This window comes from Streptomyces sp. NPDC016640 (genome assembly GCF_043076215.1).
Taxonomy (GTDB): Bacteria; Actinomycetota; Actinomycetes; order Streptomycetales; family Streptomycetaceae; genus Streptomyces.
Genome location: NZ_JBIBRG010000021.1, coordinates 43,403 through 66,859, shown reverse-complemented (window position 1 = coordinate 66,859; position 23,457 = coordinate 43,403). Strand labels below are relative to the sequence as shown.

General features: G+C 76.8%; 1 protein-coding gene (running past both ends of the window). It reads right to left on the bottom strand.

This entire window lies inside a single protein-coding gene on the bottom strand: locus ACF07S_RS31540, encoding a lonely Cys domain-containing protein (protein ID WP_391975734.1). The 38,214-nt coding sequence extends 2,615 nt beyond the window's left edge and 12,142 nt beyond its right edge, so the window shows coding positions 12,143–35,599 — codons 4,048 (partial) to 11,867 (partial); the first complete codon in reading order (the gene reads right to left) occupies positions 23,453–23,455. The start codon and the stop codon both lie outside this window.

Genomic DNA, 23,457 nt, shown 5'->3' with positions numbered 1-23,457 from the left:
GGCGGTGGTCCGTCAGCGGCAGCTCGGGGTCGGCTTCCAGCAGGGCGAAGAACTCGTCCTCGGTGACCCGCACGGTGCCGCCCGGCAGCCGCAGCACGGCCGTGCCGTCGGGGTCCGTCTCCGCGTGCGCGAAGTACGGCGCGGGGGCGCCCTGCCGGGTCCACGGCGCGAACCGGGTCGTGGTGGTGGCGGTGCCGTCGGGGCCGGTCGTGGTCGTCCGCAGGCGGGCGGGGTCCAGTCCGCCGGGGAGCGGGGCGGGGCCCCAGTCGCGGCCCTGGAGGGTTCCGTCGGGTGTGCGGATGCGGGCCTCGTCGGCGAAGGCGCCCAGCGTCTCCAGGTGGAAGACGGCCAGTTCGCCGGTGCGGGTCGCGTCCCGGCCGGCGGCGAGGGCCTGTTCGGTGAGTTCCCGCAGCCGGGTGTCCGCCGCCGCGTCCCACGGGGTGCCGGCGGGCAGGTGCAGCGCCGCGCGGCCCCACCGCTCGCGCTCGTCCGGGGACTTGGTGTCCAGCAGGCGGGACGCCCCGGTCATCGCCCACAGCGCGCGGGCGTGGGCGCGCGGCGGGACCGGTTCGGTGGGCGGCGTCCGCAGCACCGCCCGGACGGCGGCGTCGCCGTCCGCCGCGATCCTGTCCAGCGCGGACCGCAGCGCGGGCGCGTCCCATACGGCGGTGAGCGCGGCGTCGGGCGGCGCGGCGAGGGCGCGGTCGAGGACGGCCTCGAAGTCGGCCGGTCCCGGGGCTGATCCGCCGGGTGGGGCGACGGCGAGGGATTCCCACAGGTCCATGCGCAGCGGTGTGAGCGTGCTCAGGGCCGGGTCGTTCGCCCGCAGGTTCTCCAGCGCGCCGATGCCGCGCAGCAGACGTGCGTACCGGCCGCCGGGCACAGCGCGGTCGGCCTCCACCTCGTTGCCGAAGACCAGCTTCAGCGCCCGGACCAGGCGCAGGGCGCGCGGGCCGGCGTCGTCCCAGGCGGCGACGCCCGAGGGGCGGGGGAGGGGGCGCAGACCGGCCGCCTCGGTCAGTTCCTCGATCCGGCCGACCGGTTCGGGCAGGAAGGTCTCCATGCGGGCGAGGGTGCCGTCGGGTGTCGCCGCCAGCAGGCGCACGGTGTCGTTGTAGCCGGTCCTGCCGGTGGCGGCGGTGGTGGTGCGTCCGCTGTGGTTGGCGGCGTGCTGCGCGAGCGGGACCTCCTCCAGGGGGTCCTCGACGGGCGGCGCGGGCCGGATCAGGGACTGCTCGCGCCGCGGGTCGCCCGCCACGCCGCCGTAGCAGGCCGCGACGTGCAGGTCGTCGCCGGCGGCCCGCTGGACCACCTCGGGCAGCCCGCCGATGTAGCGTCCGCCGGCCTCGGCGCCCAGCAGCAGCACCCGGCCGTCCTTGTGCGCGAGCTTCAGGCCACCGGGCACGCCGTGCGCGTGGAAGGTGTAGACGGACGCCTCGGGGTCCGGGGTGGTCTCCTCCGTGCCGACGACGTGGAACTCGTCGCCGAGGCGCAGCACATGGGCGCGTTCCCGCATGCCGCGGTACTGCCGCAGCCGTCGTTCGCGCAGCCGCCTGCGGCCGTCGTCCGGCATCGACTCGCGGCCCTCGAAGCGGTGGTCCGCGCCGACCAGCGGGCGGGTGTCCACGTCGCTGTCGCGGAACCGCACGCCGTCCACGGTGACCCACTCGCGGTCCACGGCCGGGGCGGCCGCGTCGGCCGGCGGATCGAACGGCACCCAGTCGCCGTACGCGTCGTCCGGGTCGGCGTCGACGAGCGCCGGCACGGAGGCGCCGGCCTCGTCGGCCCCGTCGTCCAGGAGGCGTCCGTCGCCGCTGGGCGCCCACACCCTGCGGCCCAGCCGTTCCGCCACGGCCCGCGCCAGCTGTCCGTACCGGGCGCCCGCGTAGGGGCTCACCAGCACCACCGGGACGTGGGGCGGCAGCACCGCGAGGACGGGGTCGGCGGCCAGCAGCCCGGCCAGCGCCCGCGGGTCCAGCTCACGGCCGTCGGCGATCAGGGCCTCGTCCCAGCCGGCCTCGGCCGCCACCACGTAGGCGGTGTCCCCCCAGGGCGCCGCCTCGTCGGAGACCCGGCTCAGCTCTCCGTCCCGCTGCTCGTACAGCCGGATCCGTGAGGCGTCGAGGGTGGTGGGACCTGTGCCGGTCCAGTCGCGGCCGCGCGGGCTGCCGTCGCCGCCGGTCAGCAGCGTGGCGGCGGACAGCAGGGGGTCCGGGGCGGTGGCGGCTGTGTCGGGCGCGGCTGTGTGGCGCACGGCCATGTGGGATGCGGCCATGTCGCGCCCAGCCATGTCGGACGCGGCCATGTCGGACGCGGCGGCCGTCTCGGGGATCGCCGTGTCCGGCGCCGTGGTGAAGGCCCAGTCCGCGTCGGTCGGCAGGGTGCGGCCCGGCCCGGTGGGGGCGGCCGGGGGTGCGATGGCGCGGCCGGTGGAGCGGGGCACCGGTGCCGGGAGGGTGCGCGGCGCGTCCTCCGGTGAGGCGGACCGGGCCGGGTGCGCCCGGTGCCAGGCGTCGGCGCCCGGGACGCCGTCGAACGCGGACCAGGCGTGCAGCGTCAGCACCGGCTCACCGGAGTCGCCGGTCCCGGACAGGTCCGCCGGGAAGTCGGTCCACCACACCGTCCGGCCCAGCCACTGCGCGGTCCGCTCCGCGAGGTCCCCGGCGTCGGCGGACGGGCCCGCGAACGTCAGGACGACGGGCGTGGTCAGCTCCCTGCGCATCAACGGCAGGTCGTGCGTCATCAGTTCGAGGAACTCGTCGGTGGACGCGAGGTACGACTCACCGTCGAAGGACAGCCTCAGGAGCTCCGGGTCCTGCCGGTCAGGGGTGACCCGCACCAGGTACGGGACCGGCGCGTCCGGGCCCTGCTTCCACGGCGCGTCCACCACCCCCGCGGGCGTGCGGAACTGCGCCAGGTCGACCCTCGGCGGCCGCTGTCCGCCGGTGAAGTCGCGGCCGCCGCCACGGGCCCCGTCCTGGACCGTGCGCAGCCCGGTGGCGGTGTACGCCCCGCTCTCCTCCAGCTCGTACGCCGCCGCCGTGTCCGGGTCGGAGGCGTCGCGGCCCACCGCGAAGGCGCGGGTGAGCAGGTCGAGCGCCTCCTCGCGCTCCGCGACGCCGGGCCGGGCGCCGGGCGTCAGGTGGAGCACCTGGCCGATGAAGTCCTTCAGGTCCAGGCCGGGGGCGGTCAGCGTCTCCTCGGCCTTGACCCGCGCCCAGAACATCCGCGACCGCTCGGCCTCGCCGACCGCGTCGGTCTCGGTGTCCAGGGCGGTGGCGGCCTCGTCGTCGGCGTCGCCGTCGCGCATCCACCGGGCGGCCGCCTCCACCGCCGGCAGGTCCACGAAGCCGGCCAGCGGGTCGCCCGGCCACATCGCCCACTGCTCGGCGGCCGCGGCCAGCACCCGGCGGGTGACGTCCTGGTTCACTCCGGACGCGGCCTCCGGGTGCGCGGCGACCACGCGGCGCAGCAGGTCGAGGGTGAACGGGCCGGCGTCGTCGAAGTCGGAGTCGGCGCGCCACATGTGGTCGACCGCCGCGGCGCCGCGCAGCAGGTCCGTGAAGTCGGGGGCGTCGTCCACGTCGTGCCCGAACGTCAGCCGCAGCGCCCGCACCAGGCGCAGCGTCCCGGTGCGCATCTCGTCCGACACCTGTCCGTCGCCGGGCGAGATCCCCGCCAGCTCCGCGAGACGGTCCAGCTCCGCGTCCGCGGGCTCGGGCCGGAACAGGTCCCAGGCCCGGTGGCGGCCCTGCGCGTCGGCGTACAGGGTGCGCGTGTACCGGCCGTTGCTCCCCCGGGTTCCCTGCGCGCTGTAGGCCAGGCGCACGGTGCGTCCGGTGGAGTTCGCCAGGTGCTGCCCCATGGAGACGTCGCGCAGCGGGTCGGGGACGAACGGGCCGGGGAAGGCGTCGGCCATGGTGTCCGGGGCCGGCACGGCGCTGTCCCTGGGCGCGCCGCTCCAGCAGACCACCAGGTCGATCCAGTGGTCCTTCGGCAGGCTCGCCAGGCTCTTGCGGCGCCTGAGCCACGGCCCGGCCTCCCGCTCGTCGACCAGCCGCACGGTTCCGTCCCGCATGGCCAGCTGGAGCAGGCCGGGTTCGCCGTGCATGTCCAGGCGGTAGGCGGTGTCCTCGGGTCCCGGGCGCGGGAGGTCGTACTCCTTGGAGATGCGGCCGGTGGCCGGGTAGAGGTGGACGAACGTCGACATCCGGTCGAGGTGGCGGTCGTCGTCCTCGAAGTCCCGCGCGTACTCGGCGGCGTGGTGGGAGGCGCGGCCGATCTGCCTGCCGGTCGCCGAGCTGACGATGGGCCGGGTGACGACCTCGTGGTGCCAGTCCGGTACGTCGTCGTCGGCGTCGGGCCCGAGACCGGGCGCGCTGGCGATCCAGTCGCCCCGGGGGACGCCGGGGCGCCGGACGGTGTCGACGGTGCTCGCCGAGCCGGGGGCCGAGCTGAGGGTCGCCTCGCCGCTGTGCGCCCACACGGTCAGGCCGGTGCGGTCGGCGAGCCTGCGCGGCAGGTCGAGGTAGCCGTCGGCGGCGAAGGGGACGGCCAGTACGACCGGGGTGCCCTGGGGCAGTCCCTCCCGGGCGATGTCCGCCGCGACCAGTTCCACGAACTCGTCGACGCCCAGCTCCCGCGTGGAGCCGTCGGGCAGCCGTGCCTCGACCCGGTCGTGCCGTCCGTCGGCGGCGACGACGTACGGGGTCACGCCCGTGGGCCAGGGGGTCGGCGTGGTGTCGAGGATGTCGTAGCCGCCGGTGGCGTTGTCCTCCAGGTGGTCGCTGCGGGTGGCGTCCAGCTCGGCGATGTCGTCGTCGCCGTTCCAGTTGAGGCCCGGGACGCGGCGGCCCCCGACGGTGAAGTGGTGTGCGCGGTCCGGCGCGAGGACGCCCAGCTCCGCCAGGTGGAACGCGCCCAGCGTGGCCAGGCTCGTCGCCGCGCCGGCCGCCGTCGCCCTGTCCACCAGCCCGAACAGTGCCTCGCGCGTGTCCTGGCCGACGGCCGCGCCGGGGCCGAGGTGCAGCACGCGGCGGGCGAGCCCGTCCACGTCCAGCGCGGTCGCGCGCAGCGCCCGTTCGCGGCCGCGCAGGGTGTCCAGCGTCTGCACGGCGGCGGCGTCCGGGGGCAGGGAGACGCTGATCAGCGCCTGCCGGCCCAGGGCGGACGGGGTCACACCGTCGAGGGCGCCCGTGCCCGTCCAGTCGGCGGGGACGCGGGCCAGGGCGCGCAGTCCGACGGTGAAGTCGGCGGCGGTCAGGCGCGGTTCACCGGCGGGGAGGTCCCGCTGGAGGTCGTTCAGCGCGCGGTCCAGCATCCGCAGGAACTGGGTGCGCGCGGTCTGTCCGCGCCGCCTGGCCGTAGCGGACTGCTCGGCGGTCTGCGCGCCGTCCCCGCGGCGGGCGTCGGCGCCGTACCCGGTGATCGACAGGCGCGGCAGCGCGGCGCCCGCCCGCCGGTTGCGCAGTCCGGCGGCCGCCACCTGTGACGCCAGCCGCTCCAGCGTCTCCTCGCCGCTCCTGGATGGCGTCGTCTTCCCCGGGCCGTAGGCCACCAGGCCGCGGGGCGGCAGGGCGGGCAGCGGGCGGACCGACGGCGGGGCGGCCGGGCTGGTGAACACCGGGGCGGTGGACGCGGTGGACGCGGGGCCGGTGGGCACCGGCACCGAGGTCGTCTCCACGCCCTCCATGGGCTCCCCGGCCGAGGAACGCGCCTTCGCGGGGGCACCGCTCGCCGTGCCGTCACCGGCCATGCTCACCCCGCCGGCATCGGTGTCGGTACGCGGTGCCGCCGGCAGCGGCGGATCGACCGGGCGGTGGCCCTCCTGGGTCCCGCCCTGGTCGACGGGCCGGGCCTCCTGCCAGTCGGCGGCCGTCGGGCTGGTCAGGGTGGTCAGCGAGTCGACCAGTGTGGGCACCGGGGTGCCCGCGTCGTCCGTGCCGGAGAGCTCCACCGGGAACCGGCTCCACCACACGCCGCGGCCCAGACGCTGGGCGATCACGTCCGCGGCGCCCGGCGCGGGCCCGTCGAACCCGTCGAGCTCCAGCAGGACCGGAGTCGTCAGGTCCTTGCGCCGCAACGACACGTCCGCGGCGAGCAGTTCGGCGAACTCGGCGGCCGACACCCGGTACGACGCGCCACCGAAGGCGACGTGGAGGAGGTTGCCGTCCTGGAGGTCGACGGACGCCCGCACCAGGTACGGGACGGGCTTGTCCTTGCCCGACGCGTCCTGTCCGGCCCACGGCGCGTCGACGACCGCGTCCGCCACCCGGAACCTGTCCAGCCCCGGCTGGAAGGCCGCGCCGTCCTTCCAGTCCCGGCCGCCGCCCAGCTCGGACCCCATGGCCGTGGACGCCTCGGACCCGTCGAAGGCGCCGCGCGTCTCCAGGTCGTACGCCGCCGCCACGTCCGCGTCGGACATGTTCCGGCCCGCGGCGAACCCGCGGGTCAGCAGGTCCAGCGCCGCGCCGCGCAGCGTGTCGTCCACCTCGACGGCGGGGTCGAGGTGCAGCACCTTCGTGGTGAGCGCGTCCGCGTCCGGGACGGCCGCCCGCAGCGTCTCCTCCGCCTTGACCCGCGCCCAGAACATCCGTGCCCGCACGGCCGGCCCCACCTCGTCGGGACCGGCGAGCTTCAGCGCGGCGACGGCCGCCGCCTCCACCGCGGCCGTGTCCCGCAGCCACTGGGCGGCCGAGAGCGGCACCGGCAGCTGCACGAACCGGCTCACGGCCGGCCTGGCGCCGGACCACCACGTCTGCGCCGCCGCGGCCAGCACCCGGCGGGTGGCCTGCCGGTCCACCCCGGACGCGGCCTGCGGGTGCGCCGCGACGACCCGGCGCAGCAGGTCCGGCGAGAACGGGCCGGTCGGGCCGAGGTCCGGATCGACGTGCCACATGTTGTCGATGGCGGCGGCGCCGAGGACGAGGGTCGGGTAGTCGACGGCGTCCTCGACGTCGGGCCCGAGGACCAGCCGCAGGGTCCGCACCACGCGCAGCAGTTCGGCCCGGGTCCGCGGCGTCGGCTCGCCCTCGATGCCGGCGAGGGTCGCCAGCCGGTCCAGTTCCGCCTCACCGGGCTCCGGGCGGCTGGTCTCCCACCACCAGCGGCGTCCGCGCGCGTCGGTGAACAGCACCCGCACCGGCTCGTCCTGGTAGCGGAACGCGCCCTGCAGGGCGTAGGACACGCGCACCGTGCGGCCGGTGGTGTTCGCCAGGTGCTGGCCCAGGGAGACCGCGTCGTCCTCCAGCGGATCCGCGGCGAACGGCACCGGGAAGGAGTGGCCGACCTGCGAGAGGTCCTGCACCGCGCCGTCCTGCGGGGCCGAGGAGTAGCAGACCACCATGTCGACCCAGTGGTCCGCGGGCCGGCCGGACAGGCTCTTGCGCCGGCGCAGCCACTCCCCCGCCTCGTGCCGGTCGGCCGTCCTCGACCCGCCGCCGGACAGCGGCATCGTCAGACCGCCGGGCAGGCCGTGGCCCGCGAGGTGGTACGCCTTGTCCTTCGGGCCGGGGTCGGTGAGCGGCAGCTTGGCGGAGTACGTGCCCGTGGCCGGGTTGAAGTGCACGAACTGCGTCATCTGGTCCAGAGCGGCGAAGTGTTCCTCGCGCGACGGCAGTTCGGACGGATCGTGCAGACTGCGGCCGATCTGCTGCCCGGTCAGCGTGCTGACGACGGGCTGGGACAGCACGTCGCGGTGCCAGTCGGGAGCGCCGTCGTCGGCGTCGGGCGCCAGTCCGGGCCGGACCGGCAGCCAGGAGCCGTGCGGCAGCCCGTCCCGCCGGATCACGGCGATGGTGCTCTGCGCGGTCGCCGGGTCGGGGTGGCGGCGGGCCAGGCCGCTGTGCACCCACACGGTGCGGCCGGTGCGCTCCGCGAGCTTCCTCGGCAGGTCGAGGTAGCGGTCGCCGGCGAACGGCACGGCCAGCACGATCGGGGCGCCGGCGGGCAGGTTCGGCAACGCCGGGTCGGCCGCGACCAGTTCGGCGAACTCGTCCGCGTCCAGGTCCCGCGTCGTGCCGTCGGGCAGCCGTGCCGTCACCGCGTCGTGGCGCCCGTCGGCCAGCACGACGTAGGGCGTCACGTCCCACGGCCACGGGGCGAAGTCCGACGTCCCGGAGGGGACGAAGCCGCCCGACGGGTCGGGCGTGAGGTGCTCGACGAAGATGCCGTCCAGTTCGACGGTGTCGGATCCGTCCCAGTTCAGGCCCGGTACGCGGGTCCCGCCGACGGTGAGGTGCCGGGCGCGGTCCGCCGCGAGCACGCCCGCCTCGTCGAGGTGGAAGGCGGTGAGCGCCGCCAGGCTGCCCGCCCGCCCGGCCGCGGTCGCCCGCTCCACCATGGCGTACAGGTCCTTGCGCATCTCCGGGTCGACGGGCACGAACGGTTCCAGGTGCAGGACCCGCCGGGCGACCGCGTCCACGTCGAGCGCCCCGGTGCGCAGCGTCCGGTCGGCGCGGCGCAGCGCGTCCAGGGTCTCCACCGCGGCCGCGTGGCCCGTCGAGGTGACGGCGATCGTGGCCTGCCGGCCCAGGTCCGCGCGGCTCACCTGCTGGGAGGAGCCCACCGTGGCGCCCTGGCCCGGCACCCGGGCCCGGCCGCGCGAGGTGACCTTGAAGTCCCTCGCGGTCAGCCGCGGGCGGTCCTGCGGCAGGTTCCGCTGGAGGGTGGTGAGCGCGTGCTCCAGCTTCCGCGTGAACAGGTCGTGCGCGGTCCGCGCGCGCTGGTCGCCGCGCTGCCGGGCGGCCTGCTCCCGGACCTGCGCGGTGCCTTCCCGACGGCCGTCGGCACCGTACCCGGCGATGTCGACCTTCGGCAGCGGCACCCGGGTGCGCCGGTTGCGCAGACCGGCCCTGGCCACCTGGAACGCCAGCCGCTCGACGGCCTGCTGCGCGTCGGACGAGGGGGTCGTCCGCCCCTGGTCGAACCGGACGAGGCTCAGCCGGGGCAGCGGGGCGAGCGGGCGGCCCGACGAGGCCGCCACCGGTGCGGCGTACACCTGCTGCCCGCCGCCCGTCTCCAGGGCGGTCGGGTCCGCGTCGGTCATGTCCGCGTCGGTCATGTCCGCGTCGGTCATGTCCTGCCCGGGGGCGCCCGGTCCGGAGGTGTCGAGGCCGAAATCGAAGTCGAAGGCGTCGAAGGCGTCGAAGGCGAAGGCGTCGAGGTCGATGGTGTCGAGGGCCGGCAGGCCGAGGTCGTCGAGGATCGACAGGTCGGTGCCGTCGGCGTTCGTCATGTCGATGTCGGGCAGGTCGGCGCCGGTTCCGGACTGCGGCAGGGGGGTCGGCGGCGTCTCCGGGCCGGTCGTACCGGACTGCGGCAGCGGCGCCGGGGCTGCCGTCCGCGAGCCCGTTCCGGCGGGCGCCGTGACGTCCGGGGTGGCCGCGGTCGTGGGGTCGGTGACTTCCGTGGGGTCGGTGGCCGGGGCCTCGCTGCCGGGGGCCGCACCGTCCGTGGCGGGCGTGGTCCAGCGCGGGTGCAGGCCCAGGCCGGTGCGGAGGGTGTCGGCCAGTTCCGCGGCGGACGCCGGTACGGCCCCGGTGCCGGTCCCCTCGCCCAGCAGGTGTCCGGCGACCCGGCGCACCGCGTCGCGGAAGCCGTCGCCCGCGTACCGGAAGTCGGCCAGGACCGGGTGCGGCTCCGCCGGCAGGACCAGGGAGACGGCGGCGGACCAGGCACGGGTGGCGTCCGCCGCGTCCGTGCCCCCGGGCACCGCGTCCGCGAAGCCGGCGTACGCCCGCGCCCACAGCCGGCGCGACGCGTTCGCGGCCGCCGTGGCCTGCGCGTCCGTCCAGGCGCCGGGTCGCGCTGCCCGCACCCGGGCCAGGTCCAGGGCCTCCAGCGTGGCCGCGGGCAGCCGGTCGTCGCCGCGCAGCATCAGCTCGATCTGCTGGCCCGGGGAGAGCGTGACGCCCGCGGCGGCCAGCTCGTCCGTGCCGACGGTCTCGTCCGGGGAGGGGGCGGGCGGGGCGGACGGCAGGTCGTCCTCGGTGATCCGCGCCGCGATCCAGCGGCGTCCGTCGGCGTCCGCCGGGACGGCCGGGACCGCGTCACCGGGGTCCGGGCCGACGCCGCTTCCGGTCCCGGCCGCCTCGCCGGTGCCCCGCGCCGCACCCAGCTCGCCCGGCGTGACGCCCAGGGTCCACAGGCGTGCCTCGGCGTCCTCCAGGGCGCGGCGCGCGTCGTCGACCGCGGCCCAGGCGTCCGCCACCGCCGTTTCGCCGCCGCCGGCCCGCTCCGTCGTCGCGGCTTCGGCGGCGGCCTCGCGGAGACCGGCCAGCGCCGACGCGTGCGCCTCCCACGCGCCGGCGAGGCCGGCTGCGCCGCCGGTGCCGTCGGCTCCGGTACCGGTGGAAGGGAGCGCGGGCGCGGCGGTGTTGGGCTCCGCCACGGCCGTACCCGGCGCCGTCCCGTCGGTCACCGTGCCCGTGCCGGCGGGGTCGCCCTCGGCGGGCGTGGTCCGGCCCCAGGTGCCGGGCGCGGCGGGCCGGCCGTCGGGGCCGGGCGGCAGCGCGACGGTGTACGTCCCGGTCGCCGGGTCGTGGTGCAGCGTGGCGGCGCTGTCGGTGCTCCACCAGTTGCGGGCCGAGTTGCGGGCGCCCTCGCCCGGGATGCTGCCCTGGGCCGGCCGGGCGCCGGACGGCCTGGCGTGCGGCACCACCGCGACGACCTCGGCGTACCCGTCCATGTCCAGCAACTGAGGGTCGCGCAGGACCAGTTCGCCGAACTCCCGGGCCGGCACAGGACCCGGCACCCGCAGCCCGTCGGCATCACCGTCGGCGACGTACACGAACGGCGCCGGACGGTGCGGGTCGGCCGCCCACGGCGCGGGCTCGGTGCCGACCGGCACGAGCGTGCCGTCGGGCGCGTACCCCAGCAGGGTGACCACGGAGGGGTCGAACGTGCCGGACGGCCGGTTGGCGCGGTCCAGCGCCCGGCCCCAGGCGGTGCCCTGGTCGTCCGTCAGGAGCGGGCCGGACCCGAGCGCGCCCTGCTGTTCCAGATGGTGGGCGGCCACCTCGTGGAGCTGCCACGGGTCGCGGCCCGCGGCCGCCGCCCGCCGCGCCACGAGGACCGCCTCGCCGTACCGCGCCGGGTCGGGGGCGGGCAGGTGCAGCACCGCGGCGGCGAACGCGCCCCGGTCCGGGTGGGCTCCGGTCGCCGCGGCGACCTTGTACGACGCCCACAGCAGCCGCGACCACTCGGCCTCGCCGAGCGGGTCGTTCGCGTCGAGTTCCAGGACCTGCCGGGCGACGGACTCGCGGCGCGGGGACGCGGCGAGGCCCTCCAGCATGTGGACCAGACCCGGCAGCCCGATCCAGCCGGTCAGGGGGCCGCGTGCGCCGCCGTCCCACCGCCGTGCCGCCTCCGTCAGCAGGGCGCGGTGGTGGTCCGGGGTGAACTGCGGGACCCGACCGGCCGGGTGAGCGCCCGCGTGGTAGCCGGTGAGGACCTGCTCGTACAGGTCGAGGGTGAACCGGCGGGCGCCGTCGCGGTCCAGCCGCGGGTCGGCCTCGCGCATCAGGTCGAGCGCGCCCATGCCGCGCAGCAGGTCCGGGTATTCGGCGGTCTCGTCGACCGTGGGGCCGAAGACCTGCCGCAGCGCGCGCACCAGCCTGAGGGTGCGCTCGCGGGCCGCCTCCGGGACCGGGCCGGGGCCCTGGTGCAGCCCGGCGTCGCGGGCCCGGCGGTCCAGCGCGTCCCCGGCCGGCTCCGGACGGAACATCACCCACTGGCGGGTGCGGCCGCGCGCGTCGGTGAAGACGCCGATGTACGTGGTGGGGTCACCGGGCCGGGTCTCGCCGGTGGAGTTCATGGAGTGCGTGGCGAACACCGTGCGGCCCGTCTCGTTGGCCGTGTCCTGACCGACCGCGACGGTCCCGAGCGGGTCGGGCACGAACGGCAGCGGGCCCTCGACGTGGTGCCCGGGCACCTCGCCGATGCCGGCGGGCGTCGCCGCGTAGCAGATGAGCAGCACCACGGGGTGCTCCGGGGCGAGCGAGGCAAGGCTGCGGCGGCGGGCGAGCGTGCGGGCGAACCGCGGCCCGTCGTCGTCCCGCCGGCCCTGCGGGGTGTGCCACACGACGGTGCCCGGCGTGCCGTGGTTGTTGGCGAAGTACGGTGCCGGCAGGTTGAGCTCGGTCCACGGCAGGGGCAGGGGGGTGCCGCCGGGGCCGTAGGCGTTGCGCAGGTGGGTGTAGGCCGTGACCGTGCCGAGCCGGCTGTGCGCGAGCGTCCGCGACCAGCCGCCGCCCGGCGCCTCGGAGAGGTCCATCGAGATGTAGCCCATGGACCGGTGGTCCCGGGTGGCCACGGAGAGGGCGGTCACCCGGTCGTCCGGCTCGGTGGCGGGCAGCGTACCGGCGGGGGCCGGGGTGTTGCGGAACCACTGGCCGCGGGGCGCCCGCTTCACCTCGTCCAGCAGCAGGACCATCGAGCGGTCCGGCACGTTCGGCAGGCGGCCGATGCCGGCCCGGCCGGTGGTGGCCCACACGTCGCGGCCGAGCCGGTCGGCGAGCCCGCGCGGCAGGTCGAGGGACTCGGCGGCGGACCGTTCGGCGTGGAGGAGCACCGGCGGCCGGGCGGGGTGGCCCGCCAGGTCGCGGTCGAGGGCCATCAGCTCGTGGAAGACCTCGGGCGGCACGGGGCGCGCGAAGCCGCCGAGCCCGCGCACCACGACCGCGTCCGGCCGGGCGGAGAGCAGCACGAGGTACGGGTCGGGGTCGCCGGACGTGGGCCGCCAGGGCGCGGGCTCGGGCCCGTTGTGGCCGGTGGTGCCGTCGGCGGCGCGGGAGATGCGGCCGGTGCTGCCCGTGTCGAAGTCGGCCGGCAGGGGGCGGCCGAGCCAGTTCCAGCCGCTCGGGCGGCCCTGGCCGTCGGTGAGCCGGAAGTCGGGGTGGAAGGCGCCGCGTTGGGCGAGGTAGTGGGCGGACAGCGCGGCCAGGGTGCCGGCGCCGGCCGTGAAGGGTGCGGTCGCCAGCCGGACCAGGGCGCCGCGCGCGGCGCCGTTCACCGTGTCGGACGGGTCGAGCAGCAGCACCCGGCGGACCACGGCGTCCAGGTCGAGGAAGCCGCCGCGCAGGCCGGGGTCGGCGTCCCGGAGCCGGTCCAGCCGTTCCAGCGCGCGGTCGGCCCGCTCGCGGTCGACGCCGTTGAGGGCGCCCAGGCCGTACAGCGCGTCGAGGACCGCCTCGCGGTGCCGCTCCGCCTCGTCGGGCAGCACGGTCACGGGCCCGGTGCCGCCCGGGTTCTGTCCGGTGGGGGTGCCGGACGGGTTCGGCGCCTGCGGCACCGGAGGGCCCGGCAGCTGCGGCACCGGGTGGTTCGGCTCGGCGGCGACGGGCCGGGTGTGGACGGTCCGGCCGGACGGTCCGGGGCGGTGCGGGAGCACGGAGCGGGTGCCGTCACGGCCACGGGGTGCCGCGCCGCCCTCACGGGTGCCGGTGACCGTCGCCGGCCGGCCCTCGAGTCCGTCGAGCAGGCGCTGGGCGTGCTCGTCGGGGAAGAGGCCGTCGCGGGCGACGTTCTCGCGCAACTCCCGCTCACTGAACGGGTGGACGTTCCAGTACCGGCCCCAGTTGTCCGTGTAGTCCAGCCGTGGGTCGTGGCCGGGCACGTCGTTCAGCGCGAGCTGGGCGCCCCGCATCACCTCGTGGAAGGTGTGGTGGTCCACCGTCAGCGACACCGCCAGCATCCCGGCCCGGATCAGGCCGAGGTCGAGGTCGACGCCCCACTGGTCCCGCATCCGGGCGGCGTGCACCAGGAAGCGGTACGTGGATCCGGCGGTGCCGGTCGCCACCAGACCGCCCGTGTCCTCCGAACGGCCCTGGAAGTCGGCGCCCATCGCGATGTCGTGCACCGACTTCGCCGGCATCCAGGTCAGCCCGGAGTCGTTGACCGCGATCCGGCGCTCCGCCTCGCTCAGCGGCGGACGCGCGTCCTGTGGACGCGTCCGGATCGTCACCGACCGCTCCAGTTCCCCGACCGCCGCCGCCTTCTCCTCGGCGGACATGTCCGAGGCCTGGATCTCTCCGAAGCGCCGGGTGAACTCGGTGTAGGTGTCGCGCTGCCGCCGGCTCGGCCGCTCCGCCGCGATCTCCGGGTGCTGCTCCTCGGGGCCGCCGAGCATGGACGGCACGAAGTCCTTGGAGATGCCCTCGTACAGGAGTGCCACCAGTTCCCGCAGGTTGCCGCTGCGCAGCACCTGCTGCAGCGCCGGGCGGGACGTGCCGACGACGCCCGCCTTGTACCTGCTGGTGTCGCCGAACACCGCGAGGTTGCGCGGATGGTCCCTGCGGGCCGTCGTCCAGGCGGCGTTCGCCATCTTCCGGTACTCGGCGACCACCGCCTCGTGCTCGGCCAGGTACTCGCCGAGCCGCTTGTCGAAGGCGGCGGCCTCCTCGGCGTAGCGGATGCGCGCGTGGACCCACGGCGGGGCGTCGCTGTTCCGGCGCTCCGGGCTCGGCTGCGCGGAGCGGCCCGGCGGACGGGACCGGGCACGCCCGCCACCGGCCACGGACCCGGCCGGGTCGGACCCGGCGGTCGCGGGCTCGGTGGTCGCGGGTCGCGTGGACGCCGGGGCGGTGGCCGTCGCGGGGTCGGTGGTGGTCGCGGACTCCGTGGTCGTCGCCGGTTGGGTGGTCGGCGCGGGCACGGTGCTCACCGGCCGCGTGGGCTCGTCGGACCGGACGGGTACGCCGGCGGGCGTCGTACGGCCCGACGCTCCCGGACCCGCCTGCCCCGCCGGCGCCGGCGGGACCTGCCGGCGGTCGTCGATGTCGACCGTCACGACCCGCCCCTGCGCCGGGTCGGTGGCGGCGCGCGCCCGTTTGGCGTCCACGGTCAGGGCGAAGTCCCGCACGGTGACGGGCCGCGCGCCGCTCGCGCCGCCCTGGAACGTCCGCAGCACCTGACCCAGCCTCGCCCCGAGCGCCTTGGCGACGGCGTCGGCCCGCCGCTGCCCGCTGCTCCGCGAACGGTTGCCGTATCCGGTGACGGTGACCGTCGGCATCGGCAGGCCGTGCGCGCGGTTCCACAGGCCGACGCGGGCGAGCGTCGTGGCCAGGCCGTCGATCGTGCCGGCGTCCGCGTCGGAGAGCGCGTGCTCCTGCTCCTCGAACCGGACCGCCCGCTGGTACCCGCGTGGCGCGTGGCCGTGCAGCACGACCGTCGTCAGCGGGTTGGCGACCGCCGGTGGACCGTCCGACAGCAGCGCGGCGTTGACCTCGTGCGCCGACTCGCCCGGCCGCTTGCTGTAGGCGCGGAAGTACCACTGGTCCTTGGGCTCGATCACCGGCGCGGCGGCCCGGATCGCCTCCCGGGCGCGGGCGCGGGCCCCGGCCGCCTCGCGGACCGCCAGCGCGTGCTCGGGACGGTCCTCGTCGAAGTACCACGGCAGTTGCTCGGCCGAGTGCACCTCGCCCAGTGCCCTGGCGACCCGCGCGAAGCCCTCCAGGCGTTCGGCCGTCGTCTCGTCGGCGCCGTCGCGCCGGGCCCCGGCGGCGCGCTGCTCGGCCGTGCGTGCCAGCCGGTGGAGTTCGTCCTCGCCGTAGCGGTCGAGGTTCTCGTCGATGACGTCGTCGAGGAGTCCGGCCGGGATCCCGCCGCGCGAGTGGTTCTCGTTCTCCAGCGTGATCTGGTGGGTGCCGTCCTCGCTGGCCAGCACCACCTGCGCGAAGTGGTAGGGGGCGTGCGGGCCCACCGGGTCGCCGGGCTTGGCGTGGTTGTGCGTGAACAACTGCGCGCCGCTGTCGTTCGTGGTGCTGACCGACTGGATCAGATAGCCCTCGCCGACTCCCGCCCACGCGTACTCGTTGACGCCGACGCGCCGCGCGGCGGCGGCCAGCGGGATGCGCAGCGGGTTGTCCTGCGGCTCGTGGCTCAGGGCGCTGCCGTAGCGCTCGCCGGGGGTGGGCGCGCCCACCACGCCGCCGGTGAAGCGGTTGTCCCGGCCCGTCTGGCGCGCGGCCCAGCGCGGCGTGACGCCGTCGGCGGGCCGTGCGCCCCCGGCGACCTCCGTCAGCGCCTGCGCCAGGTGGTGGGTGCCGGTGACCTCCCGGCCGTGCAGGCCGTTCACCGGGGCGGTGGTGACCGCGCCGGACGGGTCGCGGAAGGCGATGTGCGACAGGGGCGCGGCCGGCGCGCCGGCCACCATCTGGGCGAAGTCCCGGGTGAAGGCGTGCTCCGACGTGCCGGACTCCGTCAGGAACTCCGGCTCCACCCGGAAGAGGGGTTCGCCGTAGGAGCCGTCGTCCTTCGGCAGCAGCACGCCCACCGACTCGTCGGCCTTCAGCCGCACCCCGGCCCCGGCCGCCGTCAGCGCCGCCGAGGAACGTTCGATCGCCGCGCGGGTGGCGTACACCTGCCGGCTGCGGCCGGTGCCGCCGTCCCCGGGCGCGAACGTCGCCAGGGTGCGGTCCTCGGAGATGTGCAGCGGCGGCCGGTCGGCCATCAGGACGGTGCCGTGGTCCTGACGCGGCATGACCAGCGCGGGCGTGTCCGTGCCGGTGCCGTCGTCGGCCCGGACGTCCCCTGCGGCCACCGGGAGCGGCGGGGTGAACAGGACCCCGGTGCCGCGCCGGTCGATGACGCCGTAGTCGCGGGTCGTCAGCGGCCGGGCCCTGCGCTCCTCGATCCGCCGTTCCCGCTCGACCTGTTCGACCATGCGGTCGAACTCCGCGTCCCCGTCGCTGGTGGACCCGTCGTCGTCCGTGCCGGGCTCGCTCTCGCCGCCGAGGTCACGGGCCCCGGGCAGGCCGCCGTCCGCGGGCGGTTCGGCCGAGGCCCAGCGCGCGCCCGTGTCACCGGCGCTCAGGTCGAGCATGAGGTGGCGGGTCCCGGCCGTGGGGTGCGTGGCCACGCCGGCCGGCGCCTCGGGGTACCAGACGCGGCGGCCCGTCGTCCCGGCGACGAGGGACGCCACGGTCGCGGCGTACGCCGGCGGCAGCGCAAGGACGATCTCCGCGCCGCGGGGCCGCCGGGCGTCGTACGAGATGAGCATGGCGAGCTCTTCGGGACTGTCCACCAGGAAGGTGCGCCCGGGCATGGCGATCTCGACGGCGCGGCCGGCCGGGCGGGCGGCGACCAGGTACGGGTTCCGCCACGGCGCGGGCTGCGGGACGACCCGGCCCCGGCCGCCCCGCACGGCGTACGACGCCAGCTCGGGGACGCTCTGCCCCGGCCCGGTGTAGTCGCGTCCGACGGGGTTGCCGTCGTCGTCGCGCAGCAGGGTGCCCTCGTCGAGGGCGCCACGCCCGGTCTCGATCTGCCGCTCGACGAAGTACAGGGCGAGGGCGTCGGCGGTCGCGAGGTCGTCCGAGGAGCCGTCGAGCGCCAGCGAGCCGAGCAGGTGGAAGTCCCCGGCGCCCGGCCTGGCCGCGCTGCCCATGTGCAGGACCTGCCGGGCGAGGCGGACCAGTCCGCTGCGCAGCGCCTGCTGCGTCTCCCGGCCGCCTGTCTGCTCCACGACGAGGTCGTACACGGCCTCGGAGGTCTCCCGGAGCCGGTCGCGCGGGACGGTCGCCCGGTGCGGGCCGAACAGCAGGTCCAGCCAGCCCGGGTCGGCCCAGACCGGGGGCTCGTCCTCGTCGTCGGAGTCCGGCTCGGGGTCCGACTCGTCGGACGCCTCCGCCAGCGGGGACAGACCGCGTTCCGGCGGCAGCGGCGGCGGCACCGCGCCGTCCGGGCCGGTGTCCGGGCCGGCCGTGGGCAGCGACACCGGGTCGACCCAGGCGGGCTCGCGGAGTTCCGCCGGGGCGTTCTCGCGCGCGTCGGCCCAGCTCGTGCCCTCCGGCGGGGTGTGCAGCTCGACGTCACCGGCGACCGCGGCCCACAGCTGGAGGTGGCGCGGGCGCAGACCGCTGCGCGCGAGGCCGTCGGGGGCCTCCTCGCGGAACGGGCCGAGCAGGCTGCCCGGCGCGTGGAGCCGGCCGGGGTTGCTCGCGTCGCGCGTCTCGTCCCGCAGGAACAGCTGGTGCGCCAGCTCGTGCGCGAACTCCACCGGGTCGGCGTCGGCCCACCAGGCCCGCTGGTTCATCGGCCGGTTCCGGTCGACGAGGTCGACCGTCAGGTGCGGGTTCTCGTCCGGCCGGACCGGCTCGACGGTGACGTGCAGCCGGTCGCCGCCGGGCAGCTTGTGCCCCGGCCGGTTGTAGAACTCCTCCACGCCCCGGAGCACCCGCGCCATGACGGCACCGGTGTCGGCCCGCCCGTCCGTCCCCTGCCTGAGGGCGACCCGTACGGTCAGGTCGGTGACGTTCTCGCCGTCGTACGTGAAGCGCCGTACGTCGAAGGCCGACCGCACGACGAACCGCGGCCGGTCGTCGAGGCGGGCGCGGGGCGGTGGCGCGGTGGGGGGCGTGTCACCGGGCGCGGCGGCGTCGGCGGCCTCCCGCAGCGGGAGGCGCAGGGCCGTGTCGCCGTCGTCCTCCGGCACGACGTACAGGTCCGAGGAGTCCGCCACGATCCGGTGCGGCGTCACGTCGTGGTCGAGGTCCGCCATGACGAGGGCGAGGGTGTCCATGTTGGCGACGCGGCCGATCCAGCCGCTGTCTCCGCGCAGGATCACGCCCGCCGTCTCGTGGACGAAGTCGTGGCCGAAGCTCGTCCACCCGGTCGGCGGGATCTCCTCCCCGCCGGGGAGCCGGATGTGCCCGGTGTCGGCGACCTCGTAGGTGAAGGGTTCGGAGCGGGACTCGGCGGCACGCGTGTAGGTGAACCACTGGTTCGGCCGCGGCTCCGCGGTGCCCTGCGTGCCGTCCACGATGCCGGTGTCCGGCGCCTTGCCCTTGTCGGCGGAGGTGTCCGCCGTACCGGTGTCCGTGGACCCGGCGGCCGCGGGCGCGTCGATCGCGGGTTCGCCGGGCGCCGGTACGCCGGGGGACGCGCCGGTCACCGGAACGCCGGCGACGGGCACGGCGGAGGCCGGGTCGACGCCGCCGTAACGGGGCCGCATGACGGTGACCGGGCGGCCGATCGGCCACTGCTCCGCGACCGGGTCGAGACCGTCGTCGGGCGAGCCGCCCGGCAGGCCTCCCCGGGCGCCGCGCAGGCCGCGGGTGGCGACCTGCCGGGGGCCGCCCCGGTGGTCGTCGACCGTGATGCCCACGGTGCCGGTGCCCTGCTCGCCGGTGGTGGACTGGCGGCCACGGGCCGAGACGGGCTCGACCGTGAACCGGTCGGCGGTGAGGTGCGGTCGCGGGGTGCCGTCCTGGAGCGCCCCGAGCGCCTCGGCCAGCTCCTGCCGGAACGAGGCCGCGACCGCCTCGGCGCGCGCCTTCGCGATGTCCCGGCCGGTCAGGAGCCCGCTGCGCAGGCCGGTGACCTTGACGTCCGGGAGCGGCAGTCCGTTGGCGGTGTTCCACAGCGCCGTCCTCGCCACGATCCCGGCCAGGTACCTGAGGGGGTGCTTCGCGCCGTCGGGCGTCTGCTGGGCGCCCTTCTCGAAGGAGACGGTCACCGGCAGTGCCTGCTGGCCGCGGAGCACGACGGCGGTGAGCGGGTTCGCCTCGGCGGAGGGCTTGTCCTCCAGCAGTTCCGCGTTGGTGTCGTGGGCCGACTCGCCCGGCCGCCGGGAGTACATCCGCATGTACCACTGGTGCTTGCCCGGGATGACCTTTTCGAGCTGTCCGATGCGCTGCGCGGCGGTGCGGGTGGCGCCCTCCAGTGCCCGCTCGGCGGCGGCGCGCTCCGGGGAGCCGGCGGGCGTCTCGCGCCTCTCCGCCTGGGCCTGCTTCGCCCGTATCAGGGCCAGCGTCAGTTCGAGATGGCCGCGCAGCTCGGTGAGGTGCTGGTCGTCGCCGGCCTCCTGCCGTCGCTCGATCTCCCCGCGCAGGCGCGCCGCGGCCTCCCGCAGCCGGGTCAGGTTGTGCACCCTCAGGTTCGCCGTCACCTCCGCGCGGTGCCGGGCGTTGCGCTGCGAGGCCCGCGCGTGGTTCTCCAGGGAGATCTGGTGACTGCCGTCCTCGCTGGCCAGGACCACGGTGGCGAAGTGGTAACCGAAGTGCGAGCGGTTGGTGGCGGATCGCGGCTTGGCGTAGTTGCGTTCCAGGCTCGGCTGGCCCTGGGCGCCGGCCGCCGCGACGGACTGGACGACGTAGCCCTCGCCGACACCGGCCCAGGCGTACTCGTTGACCCCGATTCGCCTCGCGGCGTCCGAGAGGGCGTCGCGGCGCGGGTCGACCGGCAGGTCGAGACTGAGCGCGCTGCCGTAGGCGCTGCCGGGCAGCGGGCCGTCCTCGCCGCCGGTGGGCCGGTCGTCCCGGCGGACGTGCGAGGACGCCCACGCAGGATCGGCCTCGTCCGGCGCCACGTCGCCGTCCGCGACCCTGCCCAGGGCGTCGGCGAGGTGGTGCGTGCCGGTGACCTCCACCCCGTCGGAGGCGTTGACCGGCGCGGTGGCCACGAGGCCGGTGCGGGGATCGCGGAAGACCATGTGAGAGGTGCGGGCGTTGTCGGCCAGCATGTCGGCGAAGTCCCGGCAGACCTCCTCCGAGGACTGCCCGGAGCGGGTCAGGAAGTCCGGCGTCACACGGAACAGCCGCTTCATGCCCCCGTCGGGGGTGGGCAGCAGGATGCCGAGGTCCTCGTCGGCCCGCAGACGCACCGCCAGGCCCGCCCGCGCCAGATCGGCCGAGGCGCGGGCGACGGCCTCCGCCGTCGCGAAGACCTGCTGTCCGTACGCGCCGTTCTCGACCGCGAGCGTACGGTCCGGGGAGATCCGCAGCACGGGCCGCTGGGTGGCGAGTGTCTCGTGGTAGCCCTGTACGGACATGGCCAGTCGGGGGGCACCCTCCGTGTCGGCCAGCGCCTGCGGAGCCTGCCAGGTGCCTTGGAAGTCGCCGGGCCTGCGGAAGAGCACGCCGTCACCGCGGCGGTCCACGACCCCGTAGTCCCTCGTGGTCAGCGGCTCGGGCCGGCGTGCCTCGATCCCGTCAGCGGGCTCGGAGCCGTTCTCGTACAGTCCGACGATGTCCGAGAAGTCCGCTCCGCCTGCGTCGTCCGCGTCCGGTCCGACGGAGGCCCATGCCGCGCCGACGCCGTCGGGGACCGGCCCCAGGGTGATGTGGTCGGTGCCGGACCGCCAGTCCGTCGCCGGCCGGGGGCCGTGCTCCGAATACCAGACCGTGGAGCCCGTCAGATCGGCGACGTGCCGTGCCAGGAGCGCGATGTCGCCGTGGGGGAAGGCCAGGACGACATCGGCTCCCGGGGGCCGTGCCGGGTCCCGGGCGACGAGCCGGGCGAATTCACCGGCGTCGTCGAGGGTGAGCCTGCCGCTGGGCGTCACCAGGTGGACGGCGTCCGCGCCCTCCTGGGCGAGGACGACGTAGGAGTCCTGCCAGGGTGCGGTCCAGGTGACCAGGCTGCCGTCGTCGCTCTCCACCGCGTACGAGTTCAGGGACGGCGCCTGGCCGCCGGTGCCGGTCCAGTTCCGTCCGCCGCCGGCCTCGGGCGGCAGCCGGGTGCCCTCGTCCAGTGCCGTGTCGTACCGGGTCAGGTAGCCGGCGAGGGCGTCGGCGTCGGCCAGTTCGTCCGGGGAGGCGCTCAGGGCCAGGGATCCGAGGAGCAGCAGGTGCCGTCCGCGCACCGGGGTGTCCGGGCCGAGGTCCAGCACCCGCCTGGTCAGGGCGTGCAGTGCGGCCGGCCCCCCGGTGGCCGTCGCCACGGATGACGGCACCGTCTCGGCCAGGGCGAGTTCCCGCAGGGACTCCACCGTGTCGACGAGCGTCTCGGGCGAGTGGTCGTGCCTGGACGCAGGTCCGAAGAGGAGGTCGAGCCAGCTGTCCTGGGCTGCTCCGGGGCCCCCGTCGTCACTGTCGGAGTGACTGCTCCCGCCGTCGGCGGGAGGGGGTCCGGCTGCCGTGTCGGGCCGGGAGTACCGGGAGCTCGGGGACGGCGGCAGGGGGGACGGTCCGCCCTCGGTGCTCTCCGTCTTCAGGGCCTTGGTGACTCCGGCACCGGACAGGGTGCTCAGCTCGTACGCCTCCTCCTCCCCGGGGAGCCCCGGGAGGTCGCTGCCGTCCGGGGACGGGGGCGGGGGAACGGCGGCCGGGTCCTGCCGCGTGCCCGGCGGGGCCGGTCGCGGGGCGGGGGGCGCGGGGGTGCGCTGGAGCAGGGGAACGAAGTCGCCGCCGCGCCGCCGGAGCCGGAGATGGGGTCCGTCGGCGGACGGACCCGGATAGGTGTGGGCGGTGCCGTTCTCCTCGACCAGGGTGACGGTGGTGCCGGTCACGGCGGCGGCCCACTCGGCCACCGCACGGTCGGCCTCCGGGCCCCACGGCGCCTCGGCGAGGTGGCGGCGCAGGTGTCCCTCACGGGCCTCCGTGCTCGGCGTGGGCGCGCCGCGCCGGACGTTCATCGGCGGCGGCGTGAAGAGCGCGTCGCGTTCGGCCGGGGCGCCGGGCAGGCCGTTCAGGCGCATGAGCTGGGCGGGCGACGCCCCGGCGCGGGTGCGCAGCCGGTTCGCCTCGCGGCGGTCCCGTCCGGGCTGTGCGGCGGCCTGGTGCAGGGCGGTGGACAGCGCGCCGAAGAAGCCGTTGCCCCGGCCGGTGACCGTGCCCTGGGTGTAGGTGGCGCCGTCGGGCGCGGTGAGGACGCCGTCCCGGTCGAGGCGGTAGCGCGGGCCGGTGCCGTCGGCGGGCGGCGCCCACGGCGGGGTGGGGTGGCTGCGGTGCGCGGCCGGCCGGGCGGGCGCGGCGTCCGAGGGGTCCGTGGTCGCGGAGCCGGCGGGGGCCGGCAGCGGGGTGGCGGCCGGGGGCGGGGTGCCGGGCGGCAGGGCGGCGTGGAAGAAGCCGTCGTCGGCGAAGAGGACGGGGTCGGCGGCCGGGTCGACGGCGGCCGGGTCGCCGCCGTGCGGGAGGAAGAGCTGTGCGCGGCCCTCCCCGGTCACCACGGTGAGCGGGGTGCCCAGGACCCGCGCGGCGAGGGCGGGCAGCAGGTCGGCGCCGCCGTGGTCGCCGGCGCGGCGCTCGGGCGGGGCGGGCGCGGCGGCCGGGTCCTGCGTGCCGCCGCCCTGCGAGGGCTCGCTCGTGAACGGGCGGGACAGGGCCGCGACGGCCAGCGCCACTCGCTGCGCGGGCGACGGCCAGTAGGTCACCGGGAGCCGGCCGAACGCGTCGAACTCGGCCTGCTGCGCCGGGGTGAACCGCACGCCCGCCGAGTCGATCTCGTCCTGGGTGAAGGTGTCGGCGGCGTCCAGGGCGAGGGCGTCGAGGAGGTCGGTGTTGGAGTCCTCGCCGAGCGCCCAGGCGAGGCGGTCGCGGGCGGCGCCGACGGCCTCCGCGGTGACCGCCGGGTCGCCCGGCGCGGCGGTGAAGCGGCCGGCCAGGTCGGTGCCGAGCAGGTGGGGCAGGCGGCCCCGGTCGTGGGCGGCGGCGAGCAGCGCGTGGAAGAACGAGGCGCCGTCGTGCGGCACGTCGTGCAGTTCGCGCACGGTGGTGCCGTCCGGCGAGGTGAGGGTGC